We start from the raw sequence: 16,905 nt of genomic DNA, 5'->3' as shown, positions 1-16,905 counted from the left end.
CGCTGGCAGATCCTGCTCCGCAGCATGCTGTATTTGAAGATGCACCACGAAAAGGAGAAAAAGAAAGATGCTAAAACGCTTTTTTTCATATTATATACCTCATAAAAAACTATTTACGCTCGATTTCAGTTCGGCCGTCATAGTCGCCCTTCTGGAGCTTGCCTTCCCCCTTGCTGTACAATGGTTTATCGATAAGCTCCTGCCAAGCGGCAACTGGTCGATGATAGTTTCAGTCAGTGCAGGTCTGCTGGCTTTATATATAGCGAGCACTTTCCTGCAGTATATCGTCAATTACTGGGGCCATAAGCTGGGCATCAACATTGAAACAGATATGCGCCATCAGCTGTTCACACATGTCCAAAGGCAGTCTTTCCGATTTTTTGACAACACCAAAACAGGGCATATTATGAGCCGGATAACGAATGACCTTTTCGATATCGGCGAGCTTGCCCATCATGGGCCGGAGGATCTGTTCATTGCCATCATGACCTTTGTCGGGGCCTTCTGGATCATGCTGACCATCAATGTGAAGCTTGCTCTCGTAACGATCCTGATCGTGCCATTCCTCGTATGGCTGATCACTTTCTGCAATATCAGGATGAACAAAGCCTGGAAGCAGATGTACAGCGACATAGCTGATGTCAATGCCAGGGTAGAGGACAGTGTCTCCGGAGTCCGCGTTGTCCAGTCATTCACCAACGAAGACTTTGAAATCTCCCGCTTCTCTGTCAATAACCGGAAATTCCGTAAAGCAAAGCTTGCCGCATATAAAATCATGTCCTACAGCTCATCAGGCATTTATATGATGACAAGGATGATGGTGCTTATCGTCCTTGTTCTCGGGGCATGGCTTAGCTACCAAAACCAGCTGTCATATGGCGAGCTCGTCGGATTTGTTCTGTATGTGAATGTCCTTTTCAAGCCGATTGATAAAATCAGTGCCCTGATGGAGCTTTATCCGAAAGGGATGGCAGGATTCAAGCGGTTCATGGAACTCCTGGATACAGAACCGGAAATAAAGGATGCTCCCGACGCTATTGAAGTGGCTTCCCTTAAGGGGAATATCGCTTTGGACAATGTTTCGTTCAGCTATGATGACAGCAAACAGGTGCTGAAAGACATCGACCTTACCATTAGGGCAGGGGAAACGGTGGCTTTTGTCGGGCCTTCAGGGGCGGGGAAAACAACCATTTGCTCGCTGATCCCGAGATTTTATGATGTGAATGGAGGAAGCATCACCATTGACGGCATGGATATCCGGGATATGACCCAATCATCCTTGCGGAAGCAGATCGGGATCGTCCAGCAGGATGTATTTCTCTTCACCGGAACTTTAAAGGAGAATATCGCTTATGGCATGCTGGATGCATCTGAGGAGCAGATCCGGTCAGCCGCCAAGCGTGCCCATCTGGAAGGATTTATCCATTCCCTGCCTGACGGGTATGAAACTCAGATCGGCGAACGGGGACTCAAATTATCCGGCGGGCAAAAGCAAAGGATTGCGATAGCAAGGATGTTCCTGAAGAATCCGCCAATCCTGATTTTGGACGAAGCCACATCGGCCCTTGATACTGAAACGGAAATGATCATTCAGAAGGCCCTTTCAGAGCTTGCACAAAATCGGACGACGCTCGTAATCGCACACCGTTTGGCAACCATCCGCAATGCAGACCGGATCGTTGTTGTGACAGAAGACGGGATTGCGGAGCAGGGAGGGCACGATGAACTGCTCGCGAAAGGCGGCATTTTCGCCGGCCTTCATCAGGTTCAGTACCAGCAGTAATCAGATCTTCATAAAAAAGAAGCAGCCAAGCGCATAGCCGGCTGCTTCTTTTTCGTTTTCTATATTATCCGCGCTTTCTTTCCTCCAAACTCTCTTTCGATTTCTGCGGCAGGCTTCGGCGGGCTGAAATAATAGCCCTGGATTTCATGGCAATCCATCCTGGACAGCATATCGGCCTGCTCTTTCGTTTCTACACCCTCAGCAATGATATGGAGCTTTAAAAAGGATGACATGGAAATGATTGCGGACACCATAGCATGCCCGTTTCCATTATCGCCAAGCCTGTCTATGAAAGACTTGTCGATTTTAATCGTATCGATGGGGAGTTTATCAATATAGCTTAAAGAGCTGTAGCCGGTCCCAAAATCATCAAGGCTGATCTTCATTCCATATTCTTTAAGGAAATGGAGCTTTTCAATCGTTTCCTTCTCGTTGAACATGGTAAGGCTCTCAGTGATCTCGATTTCAAGGAGGGAAGGGTCAATGCCTGCCTGCTCAGTACAGCGGGTGATGCTTTTAACCAATCCAGGGTTCGAAAAAGATTTTTGTGAGAGATTGATAGAAACGGGGAGCCCCCCGAGTTCTGTGCTGTTCCATCGCTTCAGCTGAAAGCAGGCTTCTTTCAGCACCCAGAGTTCAAGCGCCGCAATCAGTCCTGACTGCTCGGCAACCGGTATGAAAACACCTGGAGGGAGAATGCCCTTTTCCGGATGCTTCCAGCGTACCAGCGCTTCAAATCCGGTAAGGCATTCTTTTGATATATTATATTTCGGCTGGTAGTAAAGCAACAGCTCATCATTTTCGATAGCTTTTTTCAGCTCGTTCTCGATGATGATCTTTTCCAGGCTGTGCTGGTTCTGTTTTCTTTCATAGATCGCAAAAAAAGCATGATCATTTTTGCTTACCGTCCTTTTGGCATTTTCGGCATTCCGCAGCAATTCGGATGCTTCTTTGCCATGATCCGGAAAAATGGCAGCGCCAATCGAGCACTCAAGGAAGATTTCATGATCATCCACAGTGAAGGGTTCGGCTAAGGCTTTTCCAATTTGCCGTGCTGCTTTGTCGAGGTCCAGATCATTCCTGATCAGGAGAGCGAATTCATCGCCATTCAGCCTGCCGAACAGGGCGCTCCCGCCAAAGGCATACTTCAGCCTTGAAGAGGCCTCTCTTAGAAGCCCGTCGCCCTCTTTTATCCCAAAAACCTCCCTGATACTCTTGATCCGGCCGATTTCAATGCTGAGTATAGAGACAGGACTGCCTTCTGCAATGACCTTATCTGCTTCATAAATGAACTTCCTGGAATTATAGTGGCCTGTCAATTCATCATGATTGACAAGATGCCGGATTTTTTCCTGGTTTTGTATAAATTCCGTAATATCCTTAGCAATTCCATATACCCCCATGACTTCTTTTTGCACAATGATAGGAACTGCAATGATCCTTGCAATGGCGGAAATTCCATCTTTCCGCTGCATAGTGACCTCAAACTCAGAAGGTATTCCCTCCTTAGCTTTCAAAAAATAATCCAGTGTCTTGGGAATATCCTTCTCCTCAATCAATGGAATGAAAGTCATCTGGAGCAGCTCCGCTTCTGTATAGCCGGTCAGCTTTTCCGCCATTTTATTAACTGATATAAAGCGGCCGTCCAGATTGATGGAGAATACTGAATCGGGATTGGAATCAAACAGCGAGCTGAAATGCTGCTCGCTTGTCTCAAGCCTCGTTTGGTTCACGGTATTGCGGTATTCCCCGAACAGGTCCGGTACGATGGCAAGGGTAGTCATTGCCAGGATCTCTACTGCATATGGGAACAGGAACAGCTCATTAAAATAGGCGCTCTGGATGCCAACAGCCGAAATGGCAGTCAGGTATGGGATGCCTGACAGGGCCAGACCTGCTGCCAGACTCCCGATCACCTCCCACCGCCTGCTATTGCTGTTTTCAGGCTCCTTGCTCAGCTGCAGGAGGAAGCGGAGGGATGAAAAGGATATCCCAAGAGTGATCAGGCCGGTCATTAAAACGAGCGGCAGATTCAAATTTAAATTATGGTTAAATAAAATAAAAACGGCCGAATAGTCAGCGAGCAGTATGATGACGGTAATCATAAAGCCGGTGAGCAGATACAGACCCGTCCCCAGCTGCTTCTTAATGCCCATCTTAATGGCCAGGAAGCTGCCTCCGATGCAGCTGAAAAGGAAATATAGAAAATAAATGACAAAATCAATTGCATTGACTTGGGCATTCAAAGCAAGGACAACAAACAGATTCGTCAGGAAAAAGGTAATGCCAATGATAGAAGCATCTCTCAGAAGATGATCTGATGTCTTTCCCTTTGGATCAGATGACCTCCTGACTGAACGAAGTAAAAGAGAACAATTAATGATGGAAAAAATAATTCCGAACAGAGCATAAAAATATTGTAAGTTTTCAAGCGAGACCAAGATGCTCCTCCTCCAGCTAACGTAACTAAAATTAGGTATATTTTATTATATCAGGAAAAATCCTTCCGGGATGATAGACTCAGAAGTTTTAACAAAATCAAACCAGTTTGTTTTTTGCAGCAGTCCAGTTGCCATCGTATGCTGAAGAGGATAGTTACAGGGAAGTAACCATCTTACTTGAAAGTGAGTACTTGTTAAAAAGCAAAAAATATTCCATAATCAAAAAGATAGTGCATGATAGGCTGGCCCATCAATTTTTAGGGGGTTTTTTTTATGAAATTAAGAGTTTCTGCAGTGCAATACCACCTGCATACTATTCGTTCATTCCAGGACTTTGCTGACCAGTGTGAACATTATATAAAAACAGCACAGGAATATGGATCAGAGTTCGTCCTGTTTCCAGAGTTTTTCACAACGCAGCTTCTGTCGATCGGGAGTGAGCAGGGAACAAGACTGACCATAAATGAACTCCCAGGGTTTACAGACCAGTACAGGGAGCTGTTTTCCCGTTTTGCAATTGAAACAGGGATGCATATCATCGGAGGCACCCATGTTGTCAGCCGAAATGGAAAATTGTACAATGTGGCCCACCTGTTCTATCCGGACGGCAGGATAGGGGAGCAGGCAAAGCTCCATATCACGCCGACAGAGGTGCATGAATGGAATATGTCCCAGGGAGACGGCCTAAGTGTATTTGACACAGATAAGGGACGCATTGCAGTCCTTACCTGCTACGATATTGAGTTTCCCGAGATTGTCAGGATGGCAAAAGCGAAAGGTGCGGATGTGATTTTCTGTCCTTCCTGCACAGATGACCGCCACGGCTTCCACCGCGTCCGCTATACCAGCCATGCAAGGGCGATTGAAAACCAGGTATATGTGGTTGTGACCGGCACTGTCGGATCTCTTCCAACAGTTGACTTCATGCGTGCCAACTTCGGGCAGGCCGCAGTCCTGACGCCAAATGATATTCCGTTTCCGCCAAAGGGCATCATGGCCGAAGGAGAGCTTAATAATGATATGCTCGTAACTGCTGACCTTGATCTTAGCCTGCTGTATGAAGTGAGGGAAAGAGGTTCAGTGACGACCTGGCGCGACAGGCGCAATGACCTGTATACAGACTGGGAAAATACCGGGATAGAAGGCTGAGAAGATGGGATACGACAGCCGTTTCTATGTTCGGGATGGTGAAAAGGTGCTGCAGGCGGCAGTCAGGAATTATCTAAGAAAAGATTTTCCAGAGCTGATCAGCATCCAGGCGGAATGCTTTCCGCCGCCTTTTCCAGAAGAACTCTGGTGGAACAGGGAGCAGCTGGAAAACCATATTTCGCTCTTTCCGGAAGGTGCGCTATGCATAGAGGTTGATGGGGAGCTTGCCGGCTCAATGACAGGGCTGCTCGTCCAGTTCGACCCTTCTTCACCTTCCCACACTTGGGAAGAAGTGACAGACGGAGGGTATATCCGCAATCATGACCCGAATGGAAATACTTTATATATTGTGGATATCAGCATCCGGCCAAAATACCGCAAACTGGGCCTGGGAAAGATTCTGATGCAGTCTATGTATCATACGGTCATCGGCCTTGGGCTGGAGCGGCTGCTAGGGGGAGGGCGCATGCCGGGCTATCATAAGCATGCAGCGCTCATGAGCCCTGAAGAATATGTCCGGAAGGTTACAGCTGGAGAACTGAAGGACCCGGTCCTTTCATTTCTGCTGGGATGCGGCAGGGTCCCGCTTGCTGTGGCGGCCGGATACCTGGAGGATGAGGAATCCCTGGATTATGCCTGCCTGATGGAATGGAGAAATCCTTTTAAACAGGAAAATTAATAAACTATTTTTGGAGTGTGCCAGATGGAGTATATCCGCATTACAAGCATTGAGGATCCATTATTTGTAAAGATGCATGATTTAATGAAGGACGTTTTCCCTCCGGAAGAGGTGCTGGAATATGAATTGTGGAAAGAACCGCTTGAGGATCCCGGCATCAGGGTGTTTATTGCCCTAGAGGACGGCGAAGCGGCAGGCGCAACAGAATACCGCTATTATCCTGACTGGAATATCGCCATGACCGATTTTACTATCATCGGCAAGCCGGGCTTGAGCATCGGGCGCTTCCTTGCAGTTAACAGGCAGAAAGACCTTGAAAGGCTTGCCAGGGAAAACGGCAAAGAGCTTTATGGAATGTTTGCAGAGATTTATGACCCTTATCAGGCCGGCAGCCATGAGTTTGGCGGGGTGAAGGCGATGAATCCGTTTGTCCGCCGGGAAGTGCTTTCACATCTGGGCTACAGACGCCTGAATTTTGAATATGTCCACCCATCCTGGAAGAATGACGGTGAAGCAGTCAAAGGTCTTGATCTGTGCTTCATGCCCGCAAATGAAGAAGCGCAGGAAATACCTGCTTCCCTTGCGGCAGATTTCCTTGAAACCTACTACAGCGTCCTTTCCAACAAGCCTGCCGAATGGCTCGCAATGGTTGAAGGATTGAAGAATAAAGAAACAATCGAACTGCTGCCATTGTAAAAGCAGCACTAAAAAATAGAGAAAGCCCGCGGCAGCGGGCTTTTTTTTCAATTGCGGGTGACAGGCACCTATACCACTCCTATACCACTTCCAAGAAGATTTCTGCACTTACCTTAACATCCATTTTCAATCAGATATTAGGTTTCCTCAGCTGTTCTGAGCCATTCGGAGCAATTCATGGGCACGTTCACCTGCAAGTTCGGCGAGCACTTCCCAGATCTCATCACGGAGCAGATCCAGTTCTATGATTTTCTTCGCAAGTTCGGCTGCTTCTCTTTCCATCCATTTCCCCTCCGGTTCAACTTTTGTCCAGACCCTTTTCTCTTTGCAGTTTCTTATATTCTCCCTCAAGTTCTGTCAGCGTCAATGATTTTACATAAGAATCGAGCAAACCGCCTTTAACGAGCAACTGAATGAAATACTTCTTCTTTTTCTCAACTGCCTCGCGAAGAAATGGCACCGGCCCTCATCCTTTCTTTCGTTTTTTATAGTGTAGAAAAAAACATGAGAAATTTCATTTGCTTTGTAAGAAAATCTTCCTGTTTTTTCATAAAAGGGTTAATTAATGTCAGATTTTCTTACATAACTCTGTGAAAATCTGTTTCTGCATATATATAATGGAACAAAGATAAAGCCATCGGGGTGAGTGTATGAAAGAAGAACCTTCGTACAAGAACAGAAAAGTCATTTCCATTGGGGTGGTAAGCGAGCTGACAGGATTGAGTGAAAGGCAGATTAGATATTATGAAGAAAGAAGCCTCATTTTTCCCGAAAGAACTGAAAAGGGGAGCAGGAAATATTCCTTCTCAGATGTTGAACAGCTCATTGATATTGCCAACAAAAGAGAAGAAGGGGTCAGAACAGACGAAATCAGGAGCGATTATCTGAAAAAAAATAATACCAAAGATGAGAAACTCCGCGAGCAGATGCTAAAAGGGCAGATTAATGCCCGCTTTGGGATCCGGAGGAAATAATAGTTATTCACTGAATTTTATAAATTTTTCCGCCTTTGAAAGATATACTGGCCTAAGAGAATACAACATGATTTCATCCAAATGGCGTCCCATCCACACATCCTGCCTATGCTTCAAAGTGTTACAGTGAGAAAGACCATTGGGCTTGTGAAAAATAATGAAAAGAGTTCTCCTCTATGGAGGGCTTTTTTGATCCTGTATCAATTAAAGGGCCAAAAATGCCATGCAAAAAGGACCCCCGCTCAAAACTGGAGCGGGGGTCCCGGGCATTTAGTAGTCTGATAAAATGATATGCTAGTCTCCAACAACCTCGAATTGAGTTACCTTTGGAATGACAGAGGCGAGCTCCTGGTCTGGGTATTTCTTTTCAAGATCATGGATTTCCTTGAATTGGGCGCTTTTTACCCAATTTAAATAGCTTTCCTTCGTATCCCATTCCATATGGACGGTAATGTCCCCTGGTCGTTTGCTGTTCTGGAGCAGAAGGAATTTTTTGAAGCCTTCGGACTGATCTACTTTCCGTGAGCGGTTATGGTAGATTTCTATTACCTCTGCAGCCTTTTCAGCCGGCACGGTAAAGGTAGAATGGACAATATACATAGTAAGCACTCCAACACTTTTTTGTCTATCATAACATGGAGGAGTCCTGCTTACAATGAAGCAGCAAAGCATCTTTCACCTTCTGCACTGCTCAAAAATGATAGAACAGGGAAAAGGCGTTATAATATAAATAATAAATATATCGCAAGTGAGGTATTCCATGTCTTTTATTAATGGCGGGCTTGTCATGCTTTCCGAAATGCTGGGAAAGCTGCCTCCTTCAGAGAAAAAAATAGCATCCTTCATCCTGGAAAATCCAAAGGAAGCGATCGCATTGACAGCCAGTGAACTGGGCAAGCGGAGCTCCACAAGCAGTGCGGCCGTAATCAGGCTCTGCAAATCACTTGGGCTGAAAGGCTACCAGGAATTGAAGCTTAGGATTGCCGGTGATCTGCAAAAAACTGACCACCCCGGATTCCGTGATATTGAACCGAATGAATCACAGCATTCCATCATTGAGAAAATGTCGAGCAACAGCATCCAGACAATCAGGGAAACTGCCGATCTGCTGAGCACAGAAGAGCTTTCCAAAGCTGTCGAAGCCATCCAGAAGGCGGAAACAGTGCATTTCTTTGGGGTAGGCGCCTCCAGCATCATCGCCCAGGACGCCCAGCAGAAATTCCTCCGCATCAATAAGCATGCTACAGCCTTTGCTGATATCCATATGACTGCTACACTGGTCGCGAATGTTAAGCCGGATGATGTGGTTTTCGGGATATCTTTTTCAGGCAAGACATTTGAGGTCGCCAAGATACTTGAGCTTGCCAATAAGCGGGGCGCTGTAACAATCTCTCTTACAAAGTACGGAAGCTCCCTCGTTTCAGATCAAGCGGATATCAGGCTGTTCACATCTTCCACAAAAGAGCCAACATTCAGGAGCGGTGCAACTTCCTCGAGGATCGCACAGCTTCATGTTATTGATATTCTTTTCATGTGCGCCGCTTCCAGACAGTATGATGAAAGCGTTGCCTATCTTGATGAAACGAGGAGTGCCATTGATTTTTTGCGCGAGAATGTTAAGTCGAAGCATTTGAAGTGAAAAGAACCGGACCAGATTCCGGTTCTTTTTTTTTCAAACAAGGGGAGTAAATCAAGCCATTTTTCGGAAAACAGTCTGCTCTTATTTTCTTAAAAAATACGCGGCAGCCAGTAATAGACTGCCAACACGATGATAAATAGGCTGATTAAGTTCAGCCAAAAACCGCTTTTGATCATATCATTAATTTTGATATAATCAGAACCGAAAACAATAGCGTTGGGTGCTGTGGAGATCGGCAGCATAAATGCACAAGAAGAAGCGAGTGCGGCCGCTGCCATTAATCCATATGGCTCGATTCCAATGCCATAAGCCATTCCGACTGTTATTGGGATAACCATATTTGATACTGCAGTATTCGACATAATTTCAGTCAGAAATAAAATGATCGCTGAGAGGGTCAGTACTATGAAAAAATAGGGATAACCGATTAAGGTTTCCAGTTGAGTCCCTATCCAGTTTGTCAGTTTTGATTCTGTAAAGGCGGCTGCCAGGGAAAGCCCGCCTCCAAATAGCAAAAGCAGCCCCCAAGGCAGTTTTGAGGCATCTTCCCATTCAAGCATCCTTTCTTTTTTGTTCTTTGCGGGGATAAAAAACAGCAGGAGTGCTCCAAAGATACCAATCATAGAGTCATTGATAGTCTCGGGAAGCAGACCCCCAAGAACCCACAGCAGGCCGGTAAGGAAAAACACACCGGCAACCATCTTTTCTTCATAAGTAACAGGACCCAGCTCCTGAAGTTCTTTTTTTATGTATTGCTGATTGTCACCAATGCTGACTTTGACTGGAAACTGAACTCTGGTGATATACAAGTAGGTCAAAATAAGAAGAATCACTGTAAGTGGCAGTGCGAATATCAGCCAATCTGAGAATGTTATAGTTCTGCCAAGCATTTCTGCAGAAATGGCTGCGAATGCAGCATTTGGTATTGACCCTACCAGTGTTGCCAGCCCGCCAATCGTGGCTGAATATGCGACTGACAGCATAATGCTTTTGCTGAAAGAATCAAAGCTCTTGTTATCCAGTACAGTGTCTGCTTTTATTTGTTTCGTCAGAGCGAGTGCTATAGGGAACATCATGAGTGCTGTTGCTGTGTTGTTGATCCACATGGATAAAAGTGAAGTAGCCAGCATGACTCCAAGGATAATACGGTTTGAGCTTGTTCCGATAACACTAAGAATTGTTAAGGCGATTCTTTTGTGTAGATTCCACTTTTCGATAGCGATGGCTATTATAAAACCCCCCATATACATAAAGACTATCGGATTGCCGTATGCAGAAGCGGCTTTTCCGCTATCAAGCCCTCCGGATATCGGGAGGAGGATCAGCGGGAGAAGAGAAGTGGCAGGTATCGGAAGAGTCTCAGTAATCCACCATATGGAGATCCAGGCTGTTGAAGCCAGTACTGCTTTTGGTTGAGGATCCATATCCATAATAAACATAATAGCTGCAAAACTTAAAGGTCCAAGAATCAGACCAATAATTTTTGCCTTTGAATAAGTATTTTTCTTTTCGGTTTGCATGTGTGCCTCCTTTAATGTCTGTGTTTTTCGATGGAATATTATGTAATGGATAGAAAATATCTACCCTGCAACACCGACAAGGTAAACCGCTTTCAAGATTTTGGGCTGCGTATTTCTGGATGAATCTTTTGCCGCTTCCCGGCCGCCCTAGTAAAATATAAGAATCAAAGCCATATATGGCGGTTAAGGAAGGTAATGGTATGAAAGGCTCCAGATATGAAAATTATGATGGTGTGAAAAACGAACATGGGTTCATGGATATGCTGCGCTGGTCGAGGGAGAGGCGGAGGAATAAGAAAGATCTTAATGTGCAGATAGCTCAGGCTGAAGAGAAGGAAGCAGAGAAGCTTAAGAAAAACCGGGAGTCCATGTCAGTGACTTGGATAGGGCATTCGACCTTTCTTATACAGATGGGCGGATTGAATATGATCACTGACCCTGTGTGGGCTTTAAGGATGGGGGTGCAAAAGAGACTGACGGAGCCTGGACTGCCAATCACTTCCCTTCCTCCCATTGATTTGGTCCTGATTTCGCATGGCCATTATGATCATCTTGACTTTCCTTCAATCAAAAAGCTTGGGGGAGATCCGGCTTTCTATGTGCCGGCAGGCTTGAAGGGAGTTTTTACAAAGAGGGGCTATAAGAATATCCACGAGGCAGACTGGTGGGACAGTTTTGAAGCGGGCACCCTTAAGCTTAGCTTTGTCCCTGCCCAGCATTGGACAAGGCGGGGCCTGAATGACACCAATACTTCCCATTGGGGAGGCTGGATCATAGAGAATCCTGAAGATGAACAATCAGTTTATTTTGCAGGGGATACGGGCTATTTCAGGGGATTCAAGGAGATAGCGGAAAAGCACAAGCTAGATATTGTCCTGATGCCGATTGGAGCGTATGAACCCGAATGGTTTATGTCTGTTTCCCATATCAATCCCGAGGATGCAATAAAAGCCTTTCTGGAGCTTAAAGGAGAGCGGTTCATTCCCATGCATTATGGTGCATACCGCCTTGCAGATGATACAGGGCCTGAAGCCTTGGAGAGGCTGGAAAAAGAATGGGACAGGCTTGCATTGCCCAAGGAACAGCTAAAGGTCCTGAAGCTCGGCGGGACATTCTGGCCTGGAGGGCAATTGTAAAGTTTATGCTAAGATTGGCTGTCAGAGCTTCTTCCCGGTGCAGAAAATATATAGGATAAAAAAGAGCGGGGAAGTCTATCATTGGATAGACATGCCATTTTTTTATTATAATAAAATAGACATAATTCGAGAGAGGACTGAGCCGCGTTGCAAAACAGAGAAGAAAGTCCAGAAATTAAACTGATTGCATTGGACATGGACGGAACATTATTGAATGAAAAAGGCGAAGTATCGGATGGGAACCGTAAAGCTGTAAAGGAAGCCATTGAAGCAGGCATCAAAGTGGTGTTAAGCACTGGCAGGACAAGGCTTACCTGCAGGGATCACGCAGATTCTCTGAAGCTTGACTCCTATCTTTTGACAATCAACGGAGGGGAGATATGGGGACCGGACGGGAGCCTTGTGGAAAGGAATCCGGTTTCTGCAGAGCTGATCAGCTGGATGTGGGATTTGTCAAAAGAGCATAAAGCCGGCTTCTGGGCAGTTAACAGCGAGAAGGTGTTCCGAGATGAGATGCCGGAAGATCTGCTGTCAAACGAATGGCTGAAGTTCGGTTTTAACATCGAGGACGATGCCGCAAGGGAAACGGTTCTGCAGACATTGGCAGAACGGGGAGAGTTGGAAATAACGAACAGCGCCCTGACCAATATCGAAGTCAATGCACTGGGAGTCAATAAGGCTAATGGCATTAAGAGGGTCTGCGAACTTCTTGGCTTAACGATGGATCAGGTGATGGCTGTCGGGGACAGCCTGAATGATATTTCAATGATCAGGGAATGCGGCTGGGGTGTGGCGATGGGAAATGCCCAGGAGACAGTAAAGGAAGCAGCCGACGCAGTGACCGCTGCCAACACTGAAGATGGAGTAGCAGCAGCTATCAGAAAGTTTGCCCTCAAAAAGCAGCTAAGCTAGTTGAATTGAGAAATAAGGCACTCTTTATGTTCAAAAAATGCCCGGGATATCTGAGGCGGCCACATTATGTGGTATCGTTCAGTTTCCTGGGCATTTTTTTGTTATTCAGCTTTTTTTATATCCGTATAAAGTGAAATTTCCACATTTCCTTTTACAGCCCTTGAAATCATACAGGATCCCTCCGCTTTTTGGGCAAGCCGTTCGGCAAGCTGGAGGTCCCGGTCTGACGCGTCCGATTTCAAAATAATCTGAGGGCGGTGGATAATTTCTTTATAGGTTATGACTCCGTTAGTAACATCGACTATTCCTGTCGATTCTATCGTTAAGTCCTCTTTTTCGAGCCTGCTTCTCTCCATCATGGCAGCCAGTGTAATGATATAGCATGTCGCGGCTGCACCGAGGAGCATTTCATCCGGATTAGTGCCGACGCCAGGCCCGTCCATTTCCGGCGGGATGGATATTTTCGTAGAGAGCCCCTTTGTTTCCAGTGTTCCAGAATCATTGCGCAATCCTGGCCAGTGGGCTTTTAGTTCAAATCGGTGTTCCGCCATTATGCATCCTCCTGACAATAAAAGAGACCAGATCAGCCTCCAATATGGGACATTTCAACTTTTTTCCGGGAAGTGCCGCTGCTTTTCAGCTCATCCCTCGTCTCTGAATACCGGTCATCCCTGGCATTCCAGATACCAGTGATGATGCTTTCAAGTTCATCATCGGTTTTTCCTGCACGGAGCGGCTCTTTGAGGTTATGCCCGGCAGAAGAAAACAGGCATGTATACAGTTTGCCTTCAGCAGAAAGCCTTGCTCTGTTGCATGATGAGCAAAAAGCATCAGTGACGGAAGAAATAATCCCAAATTCAGATTCTGAGCCTTCATATACATATCTTTTTGCAACTTCCCCCGGATAATTCGGCGGGGCAGGCTGGAAGGGCAAGACTTCCGCTATATCGCGGAGGATATCTTTCTTTGTATAAACGGTATCCATATTCCACTGGTTTGTGTTCCCGACATCCATGAATTCAATGAATCTAAGAGCATGGCCTTTTTCTTTGAAAAATTTGGCCATTGGGATAACATGATGATCATTTACGCCTTTCTGGACAACCATGTTAATTTTTACTTTCAAGCCGGCTTCAGCTGCTGCGTCAATTCCTTTCAGCACTTGATCAACTTTGATTCCGCGGCCGTTTATTTTTCCGAACAGCTCATCATCCAGTGAATCGAGGCTGATGGAAACCCTGCGCAATCCTGCAGATTTCAGTTCTTTTGCATAGCGGGGCAGCAGTATTCCATTAGTGGTCATGGCTATATCATCAACCCCGGGGATGCTGGACAATTTCTCAACAAGCTGGGGGAGATCTTTGCGCATTAAAGGCTCACCCCCGGTGAGCCTGAATTTTTGGATTCCAAATGCCTTCGCAAAAACGGACGCAAGCTTCTCTATTTCCTCAAACGAAAGGAGCTGGTCCTTCGGCAGGAAGGCATATCCGGGGCCAAAAATTTCCGCCGGCATGCAGTAGGTGCAGCGCAGATTGCATTTATCGGTAACGGAGATGCGCAGATCCCGCAGATTTCTGTCTAGTTTATCTATGAGCATGGGATGGCCTCCTTTAAATTTAAATTTCTGTTATCCGTTCCGGGCAGGAGTAAACGTTAAAGGAATTTCCCCTGATAAATCCTGCTGCAGTAATGTTCAAATCTTCCGCAAGATCAATCGCAAGGCCGGTCGGGGCAGACTTGGACAATAAGATGCCGACCCCGATTTTGGCGGCCTTCAGAAGCACTTCAGAGGAAATCCTTCCGCTGAACGCAATCGCTTTATCCCGTACAGGTATCTTATTTATTATACAGTATCCCAGAATTTTATCTAAAGCATTATGCCTGCCAATATCTGTACGGCTGATGATCATCCTGTCGCCATGGAATAAAGCTGCATTGTGGACACCGCCGGTCTGCCGGAAATCAACACTGGCTTCCTGCAGCTGCTTCATCGCTGATAGGCATTCTTGGGCTGTTAATGAAGCTGTTGAAGTGGAGGTCTTTGCTGTCTTCACATCACTGAGGAGATAAAACTGCCGGCTTTTGCCGCAGCAGGAGCCGATGAATCTTTTGGAATGGGCCGGTTTTAAGGCTGGGGTGTAACTGCTTACCTCGGCATAAGCGAAGCCCTTGCTGCTGTCTACCTGGAGGCTTGTCAGCTCTCTGCTGCTGCGGATGACTCCTTCAGAAGCAAGGAATCCGACCGCAAGCTCTTCCAGTCCGTCCGGGGAACAAACCATTGTAGCGAATTCCTCGCCATTTATAAAGATGGTGAGAGGGAATTCCTCTGCTATCAGGTCTGCACCCTCTTTAAGCTTTCCATCCTGAAATTGGACTATTTTTCTTTCTTTGCTTATATTCATTCTTTTCACCCGTTCTCTTGAATTACCACAAATATTAGCACATATATGAGAGAAAGCAAGAATTTAAGCCGTGGTATATTGCTGCTGTTTATCCAGCGCCGAATACAGGGCATCGCCTTGCCATTCTCTAAAAAACATCTAAATATTATGACTATTCTGTTTGGAGTGAAGCTTTTAAGGGAATATAGCAATGCTTGTTATGAAAGGGTTTTCTAATTAGAGGAGGGAGATGGAGTGATGGAAAAAACCAAAAACAGGTGGCTGATCGCGGCCTCGGCAGTGGGAATCCATATATCGATCGGGTCTGTATATGCCTGGAGTGTCTTCACCAAGCCGATTGTCAGCGAGTTTGGCTGGGATTTGACAGAGGTCAGCTTTACTTTCAGCCTGGCAATTTTATTCCTGGGCCTATCAGCTGCATTCCTGGGCCACTTTGTAGAAAGATATGGTCCGCGCAAAGCGGGGATATTGGCTGCCGTTTTTTTCGGCGCAGGAATAACCGGATCAGGGCTTGCGATCCAAATGGAATCTTTAATGCTATTATACATCTTTTATGGAGTACTTGGAGGCATTGGTCTGGGTGTGGGCTATATTGCTCCTGTTTCAACTCTCGTAAAGTGGTTCCCTGACCGCCGCGGACTTGCGACGGGGCTTGCTATCATGGGATTCGGTTTTGCTGCCCTTATCAGCAGCCCGATCATGCAGAGCCTCATCAATTCCGTGGGGATTGCAAGCACCTTCTATATCCTTGGGATCTCCTACTTTATTATTATGATCGCTGCCTCTCTCTATTTGGCTCCTCCAAAAGAAGGCTGGGTGCCGGAAGGGTTTGAAGGAAAAGGGGATGGCAAGGGTGGGGGAAGGGAAGATTTATCACAGCTCACAGCCAATGAGGCAGTGAAAACGAAAAGATTCTACTTTCTCTGGATCATGCTTTTCATCAATGTCACCTGCGGCATAGCCATTATTTCTGCTGCTTCTCCTCTCGCACAGGAAAGCATCGGACTTACAGCAGCAGCGGCAGCAGCCCTTGTCGGTGTTCTGGGCGCTTTTAATGGATTAGGAAGGATCGGGTGGGCTTCAATCTCCGATTATATCGGCAGGCCCAATACCTATACGCTCTTTTTCCTGATCCAGATCATTGCTTTTCCGCTTGTCACCATGGTTGATAATCCGCTGCTGTTTCAGATCATCCTTGCCATCATCTACACATGCTATGGCGGAGGCTTTGCCTCCATCCCGGCATACATCGGGGATTTGTTTGGGACAAAACAGCTGGGCGCCATCCACGGATATATTTTAACAGCGTGGGCTGCGGCCGGCCTGGCCGGACCGATGTTCGCTTCTTGGGTAAGGGAAACGACAGGGAGCTATTCTCAAAGCCTCTATGTTTTCACAGGACTCTTTGCCGTTGCACTTACTGTTTCATTATTGATCCGCCTTGATATTAAAAGGCTCAGAGAGAAGAAAGCAGATAAAAAGTCAGTAGCCGTCTAGTTATAAAAAGGGCGTTTTACGGAAGACAGGCTGGCCGCCATAACAGTTGATCGCTGTGTATGGCGGCTATTTGACGT

17 protein-coding genes are annotated in these 16,905 nt (G+C 46.3%); 9 read left to right on the top strand and 8 right to left on the bottom strand.

All coding sequences use genetic code 11. The annotated features are described in order from the left end of the window. Positions 1-67 precede the first annotated feature (67 nt). Positions 68-1,783 (top strand): ABC transporter ATP-binding protein, encoded by a 1,716-nt coding sequence (locus tag Q9R36_RS19625; protein ID WP_009795596.1) that lies wholly within the window; start codon positions 68-70, stop codon positions 1,781-1,783. Between the two features lie 59 nt (positions 1,784-1,842). On the opposite strand, the gene Q9R36_RS19620 is transcribed toward Q9R36_RS19625, so the two are convergent. Further along, on the bottom strand, positions 1,843-4,224 hold the full coding sequence (locus Q9R36_RS19620; protein WP_311225763.1) for a putative bifunctional diguanylate cyclase/phosphodiesterase: 2,382 nt from the start codon (positions 4,222-4,224) through the stop codon (positions 1,843-1,845). Between the two features lie 273 nt (positions 4,225-4,497). On the opposite strand from Q9R36_RS19620, the gene Q9R36_RS19615 reads away from it, so the two are divergent. Genes Q9R36_RS19615 through Q9R36_RS19605 form a run of 3 tightly spaced genes read left to right on the top strand, consistent with a single transcriptional unit; the run spans position 4,498 to position 6,748 of the window. Continuing rightward, positions 4,498-5,373 carry a carbon-nitrogen hydrolase family protein gene (locus Q9R36_RS19615; protein WP_224898084.1) on the top strand — a complete coding sequence of 292 codons (876 nt, stop codon included), beginning with the start codon at positions 4,498-4,500 and terminating at the stop codon, positions 5,371-5,373. 4 nt (positions 5,374-5,377) lie between these two features. After that, entirely contained in the window at positions 5,378-6,052 is a 675-nt protein-coding gene (locus Q9R36_RS19610) for a GNAT family N-acetyltransferase (protein WP_311225762.1), read from the top strand. Between the two features lie 24 nt (positions 6,053-6,076). After that, positions 6,077-6,748: a GNAT family N-acetyltransferase gene (locus Q9R36_RS19605; RefSeq protein ID WP_311225761.1), complete on the top strand. Its 672-nt coding sequence runs from the start codon at positions 6,077-6,079 to the stop codon at positions 6,746-6,748. A gap of 147 nt (positions 6,749-6,895) precedes the next feature. Here Q9R36_RS19605 and Q9R36_RS19600 read toward each other — a convergent pair whose 3' ends face one another. Next, positions 6,896-7,030: a hypothetical protein gene (locus tag Q9R36_RS19600; RefSeq protein WP_022544052.1), complete on the bottom strand. Its 135-nt coding sequence runs from the start codon at positions 7,028-7,030 to the stop codon at positions 6,896-6,898. A 16-nt stretch (positions 7,031-7,046) separates the two neighbouring features. Further along, positions 7,047-7,208 (bottom strand): hypothetical protein, encoded by a 162-nt coding sequence (locus tag Q9R36_RS19595; RefSeq protein WP_022544051.1) that lies wholly within the window; start codon positions 7,206-7,208, stop codon positions 7,047-7,049. Positions 7,209-7,398: 190 nt separating this feature from the next. On the opposite strand from Q9R36_RS19595, the gene Q9R36_RS19590 reads away from it, so the two are divergent. Beyond that, a complete protein-coding gene (locus Q9R36_RS19590; RefSeq protein ID WP_009795602.1) occupies positions 7,399-7,722 on the top strand; it encodes a MerR family transcriptional regulator in 324 nt (107 codons plus the stop codon). 294 nt (positions 7,723-8,016) lie between these two features. Here Q9R36_RS19590 and Q9R36_RS19585 read toward each other — a convergent pair whose 3' ends face one another. Further along, entirely contained in the window at positions 8,017-8,322 is a 306-nt protein-coding gene (locus Q9R36_RS19585; RefSeq protein ID WP_009795603.1) for an antibiotic biosynthesis monooxygenase family protein, read from the bottom strand. Positions 8,323-8,482: 160 nt separating this feature from the next. Between Q9R36_RS19585 and Q9R36_RS19580 the strand changes: the two genes are divergently transcribed. Beyond that, positions 8,483-9,361, top strand: coding sequence for a MurR/RpiR family transcriptional regulator (locus tag Q9R36_RS19580; RefSeq protein WP_094768940.1), 879 nt, complete (start codon positions 8,483-8,485; stop codon positions 9,359-9,361). 89 nt (positions 9,362-9,450) lie between these two features. On the opposite strand, the gene Q9R36_RS19575 is transcribed toward Q9R36_RS19580, so the two are convergent. Next, the gene (locus Q9R36_RS19575) at positions 9,451-10,881 is read right to left on the bottom strand and encodes an SLC13 family permease (protein WP_311225760.1); all 1,431 of its coding nucleotides are present in this window, start codon (positions 10,879-10,881) and stop codon (positions 9,451-9,453) included. A 200-nt stretch (positions 10,882-11,081) separates the two neighbouring features. Between Q9R36_RS19575 and Q9R36_RS19570 the strand changes: the two genes are divergently transcribed. Next, a complete protein-coding gene (locus Q9R36_RS19570) occupies positions 11,082-12,017 on the top strand; it encodes an MBL fold metallo-hydrolase (RefSeq protein WP_311225759.1) in 936 nt (311 codons plus the stop codon). A gap of 147 nt (positions 12,018-12,164) precedes the next feature. Beyond that, positions 12,165-12,929 (top strand): Cof-type HAD-IIB family hydrolase, encoded by a 765-nt coding sequence (locus Q9R36_RS19565; RefSeq protein WP_311225758.1) that lies wholly within the window; start codon positions 12,165-12,167, stop codon positions 12,927-12,929. A 101-nt stretch (positions 12,930-13,030) separates the two neighbouring features. Here Q9R36_RS19565 and Q9R36_RS19560 read toward each other — a convergent pair whose 3' ends face one another. The 3 genes from Q9R36_RS19560 to fdhD are packed head-to-tail and all read right to left on the bottom strand — an operon-like array spanning position 13,031 to position 15,331. Then, positions 13,031-13,480, bottom strand: a complete 450-nt coding sequence (locus tag Q9R36_RS19560; RefSeq protein WP_009795609.1) for an OsmC family protein — start codon at positions 13,478-13,480, stop codon at positions 13,031-13,033. Between the two features lie 32 nt (positions 13,481-13,512). Beyond that, positions 13,513-14,526, bottom strand: coding sequence for a GTP 3',8-cyclase MoaA (gene moaA / locus Q9R36_RS19555; RefSeq protein ID WP_022544048.1), 1,014 nt, complete (start codon positions 14,524-14,526; stop codon positions 13,513-13,515). A gap of 19 nt (positions 14,527-14,545) precedes the next feature. After that, complete coding sequence (gene fdhD / locus Q9R36_RS19550; RefSeq protein ID WP_009795611.1) at positions 14,546-15,331, bottom strand: formate dehydrogenase accessory sulfurtransferase FdhD; 786 nt, start codon at positions 15,329-15,331, stop codon at positions 14,546-14,548. A gap of 237 nt (positions 15,332-15,568) precedes the next feature. Between fdhD and Q9R36_RS19545 the strand changes: the two genes are divergently transcribed. Then, positions 15,569-16,828, top strand: coding sequence for an L-lactate MFS transporter (locus Q9R36_RS19545; RefSeq protein ID WP_311225757.1), 1,260 nt, complete (start codon positions 15,569-15,571; stop codon positions 16,826-16,828). Positions 16,829-16,905: the final 77 nt, after the last annotated feature.

The organism is Bacillus sp. AG4(2022) (assembly GCF_031844465.1).
In the GTDB taxonomy this organism is placed as follows: domain Bacteria; phylum Bacillota; class Bacilli; order Bacillales; family Cytobacillaceae; genus Bacillus_AB; species Bacillus_AB infantis.
This window is presented reverse-complemented; position numbering and strand designations above follow the sequence as displayed.

What these genes read in the sequence shown, in the direction of transcription:
- Q9R36_RS19625 (WP_009795596.1), top strand. Translation starts at nt 68, where the DNA reads ATGCTAAAACGCTTTTTTTCATATTATATACCTCATAAAAAACTATTT.
- Q9R36_RS19615 (WP_224898084.1), top strand. Translation starts at nt 4,498, where the DNA reads ATGAAATTAAGAGTTTCTGCAGTGCAATACCACCTGCATACTATTCGT.
- Q9R36_RS19610 (WP_311225762.1), top strand. Translation starts at nt 5,378, where the DNA reads ATGGGATACGACAGCCGTTTCTATGTTCGGGATGGTGAAAAGGTGCTG.
- Q9R36_RS19605 (WP_311225761.1), top strand. Translation starts at nt 6,077, where the DNA reads ATGGAGTATATCCGCATTACAAGCATTGAGGATCCATTATTTGTAAAG.
- Q9R36_RS19600 (WP_022544052.1), bottom strand. Translation starts at nt 7,030, where the DNA reads ATGGAAAGAGAAGCAGCCGAACTTGCGAAGAAAATCATAGAACTGGAT.
- Q9R36_RS19590 (WP_009795602.1), top strand. Translation starts at nt 7,399, where the DNA reads ATGAAAGAAGAACCTTCGTACAAGAACAGAAAAGTCATTTCCATTGGG.
- Q9R36_RS19585 (WP_009795603.1), bottom strand. Translation starts at nt 8,322, where the DNA reads ATGTATATTGTCCATTCTACCTTTACCGTGCCGGCTGAAAAGGCTGCA.
- Q9R36_RS19580 (WP_094768940.1), top strand. Translation starts at nt 8,483, where the DNA reads ATGTCTTTTATTAATGGCGGGCTTGTCATGCTTTCCGAAATGCTGGGA.
- Q9R36_RS19575 (WP_311225760.1), bottom strand. Translation starts at nt 10,881, where the DNA reads ATGCAAACCGAAAAGAAAAATACTTATTCAAAGGCAAAAATTATTGGT.
- Q9R36_RS19570 (WP_311225759.1), top strand. Translation starts at nt 11,082, where the DNA reads ATGAAAGGCTCCAGATATGAAAATTATGATGGTGTGAAAAACGAACAT.
- Q9R36_RS19560 (WP_009795609.1), bottom strand. Translation starts at nt 13,480, where the DNA reads ATGGCGGAACACCGATTTGAACTAAAAGCCCACTGGCCAGGATTGCGC.
- moaA (WP_022544048.1), bottom strand. Translation starts at nt 14,526, where the DNA reads ATGCTCATAGATAAACTAGACAGAAATCTGCGGGATCTGCGCATCTCC.
- fdhD (WP_009795611.1), bottom strand. Translation starts at nt 15,331, where the DNA reads ATGAATATAAGCAAAGAAAGAAAAATAGTCCAATTTCAGGATGGAAAG.
- Q9R36_RS19545 (WP_311225757.1), top strand. Translation starts at nt 15,569, where the DNA reads ATGGAAAAAACCAAAAACAGGTGGCTGATCGCGGCCTCGGCAGTGGGA.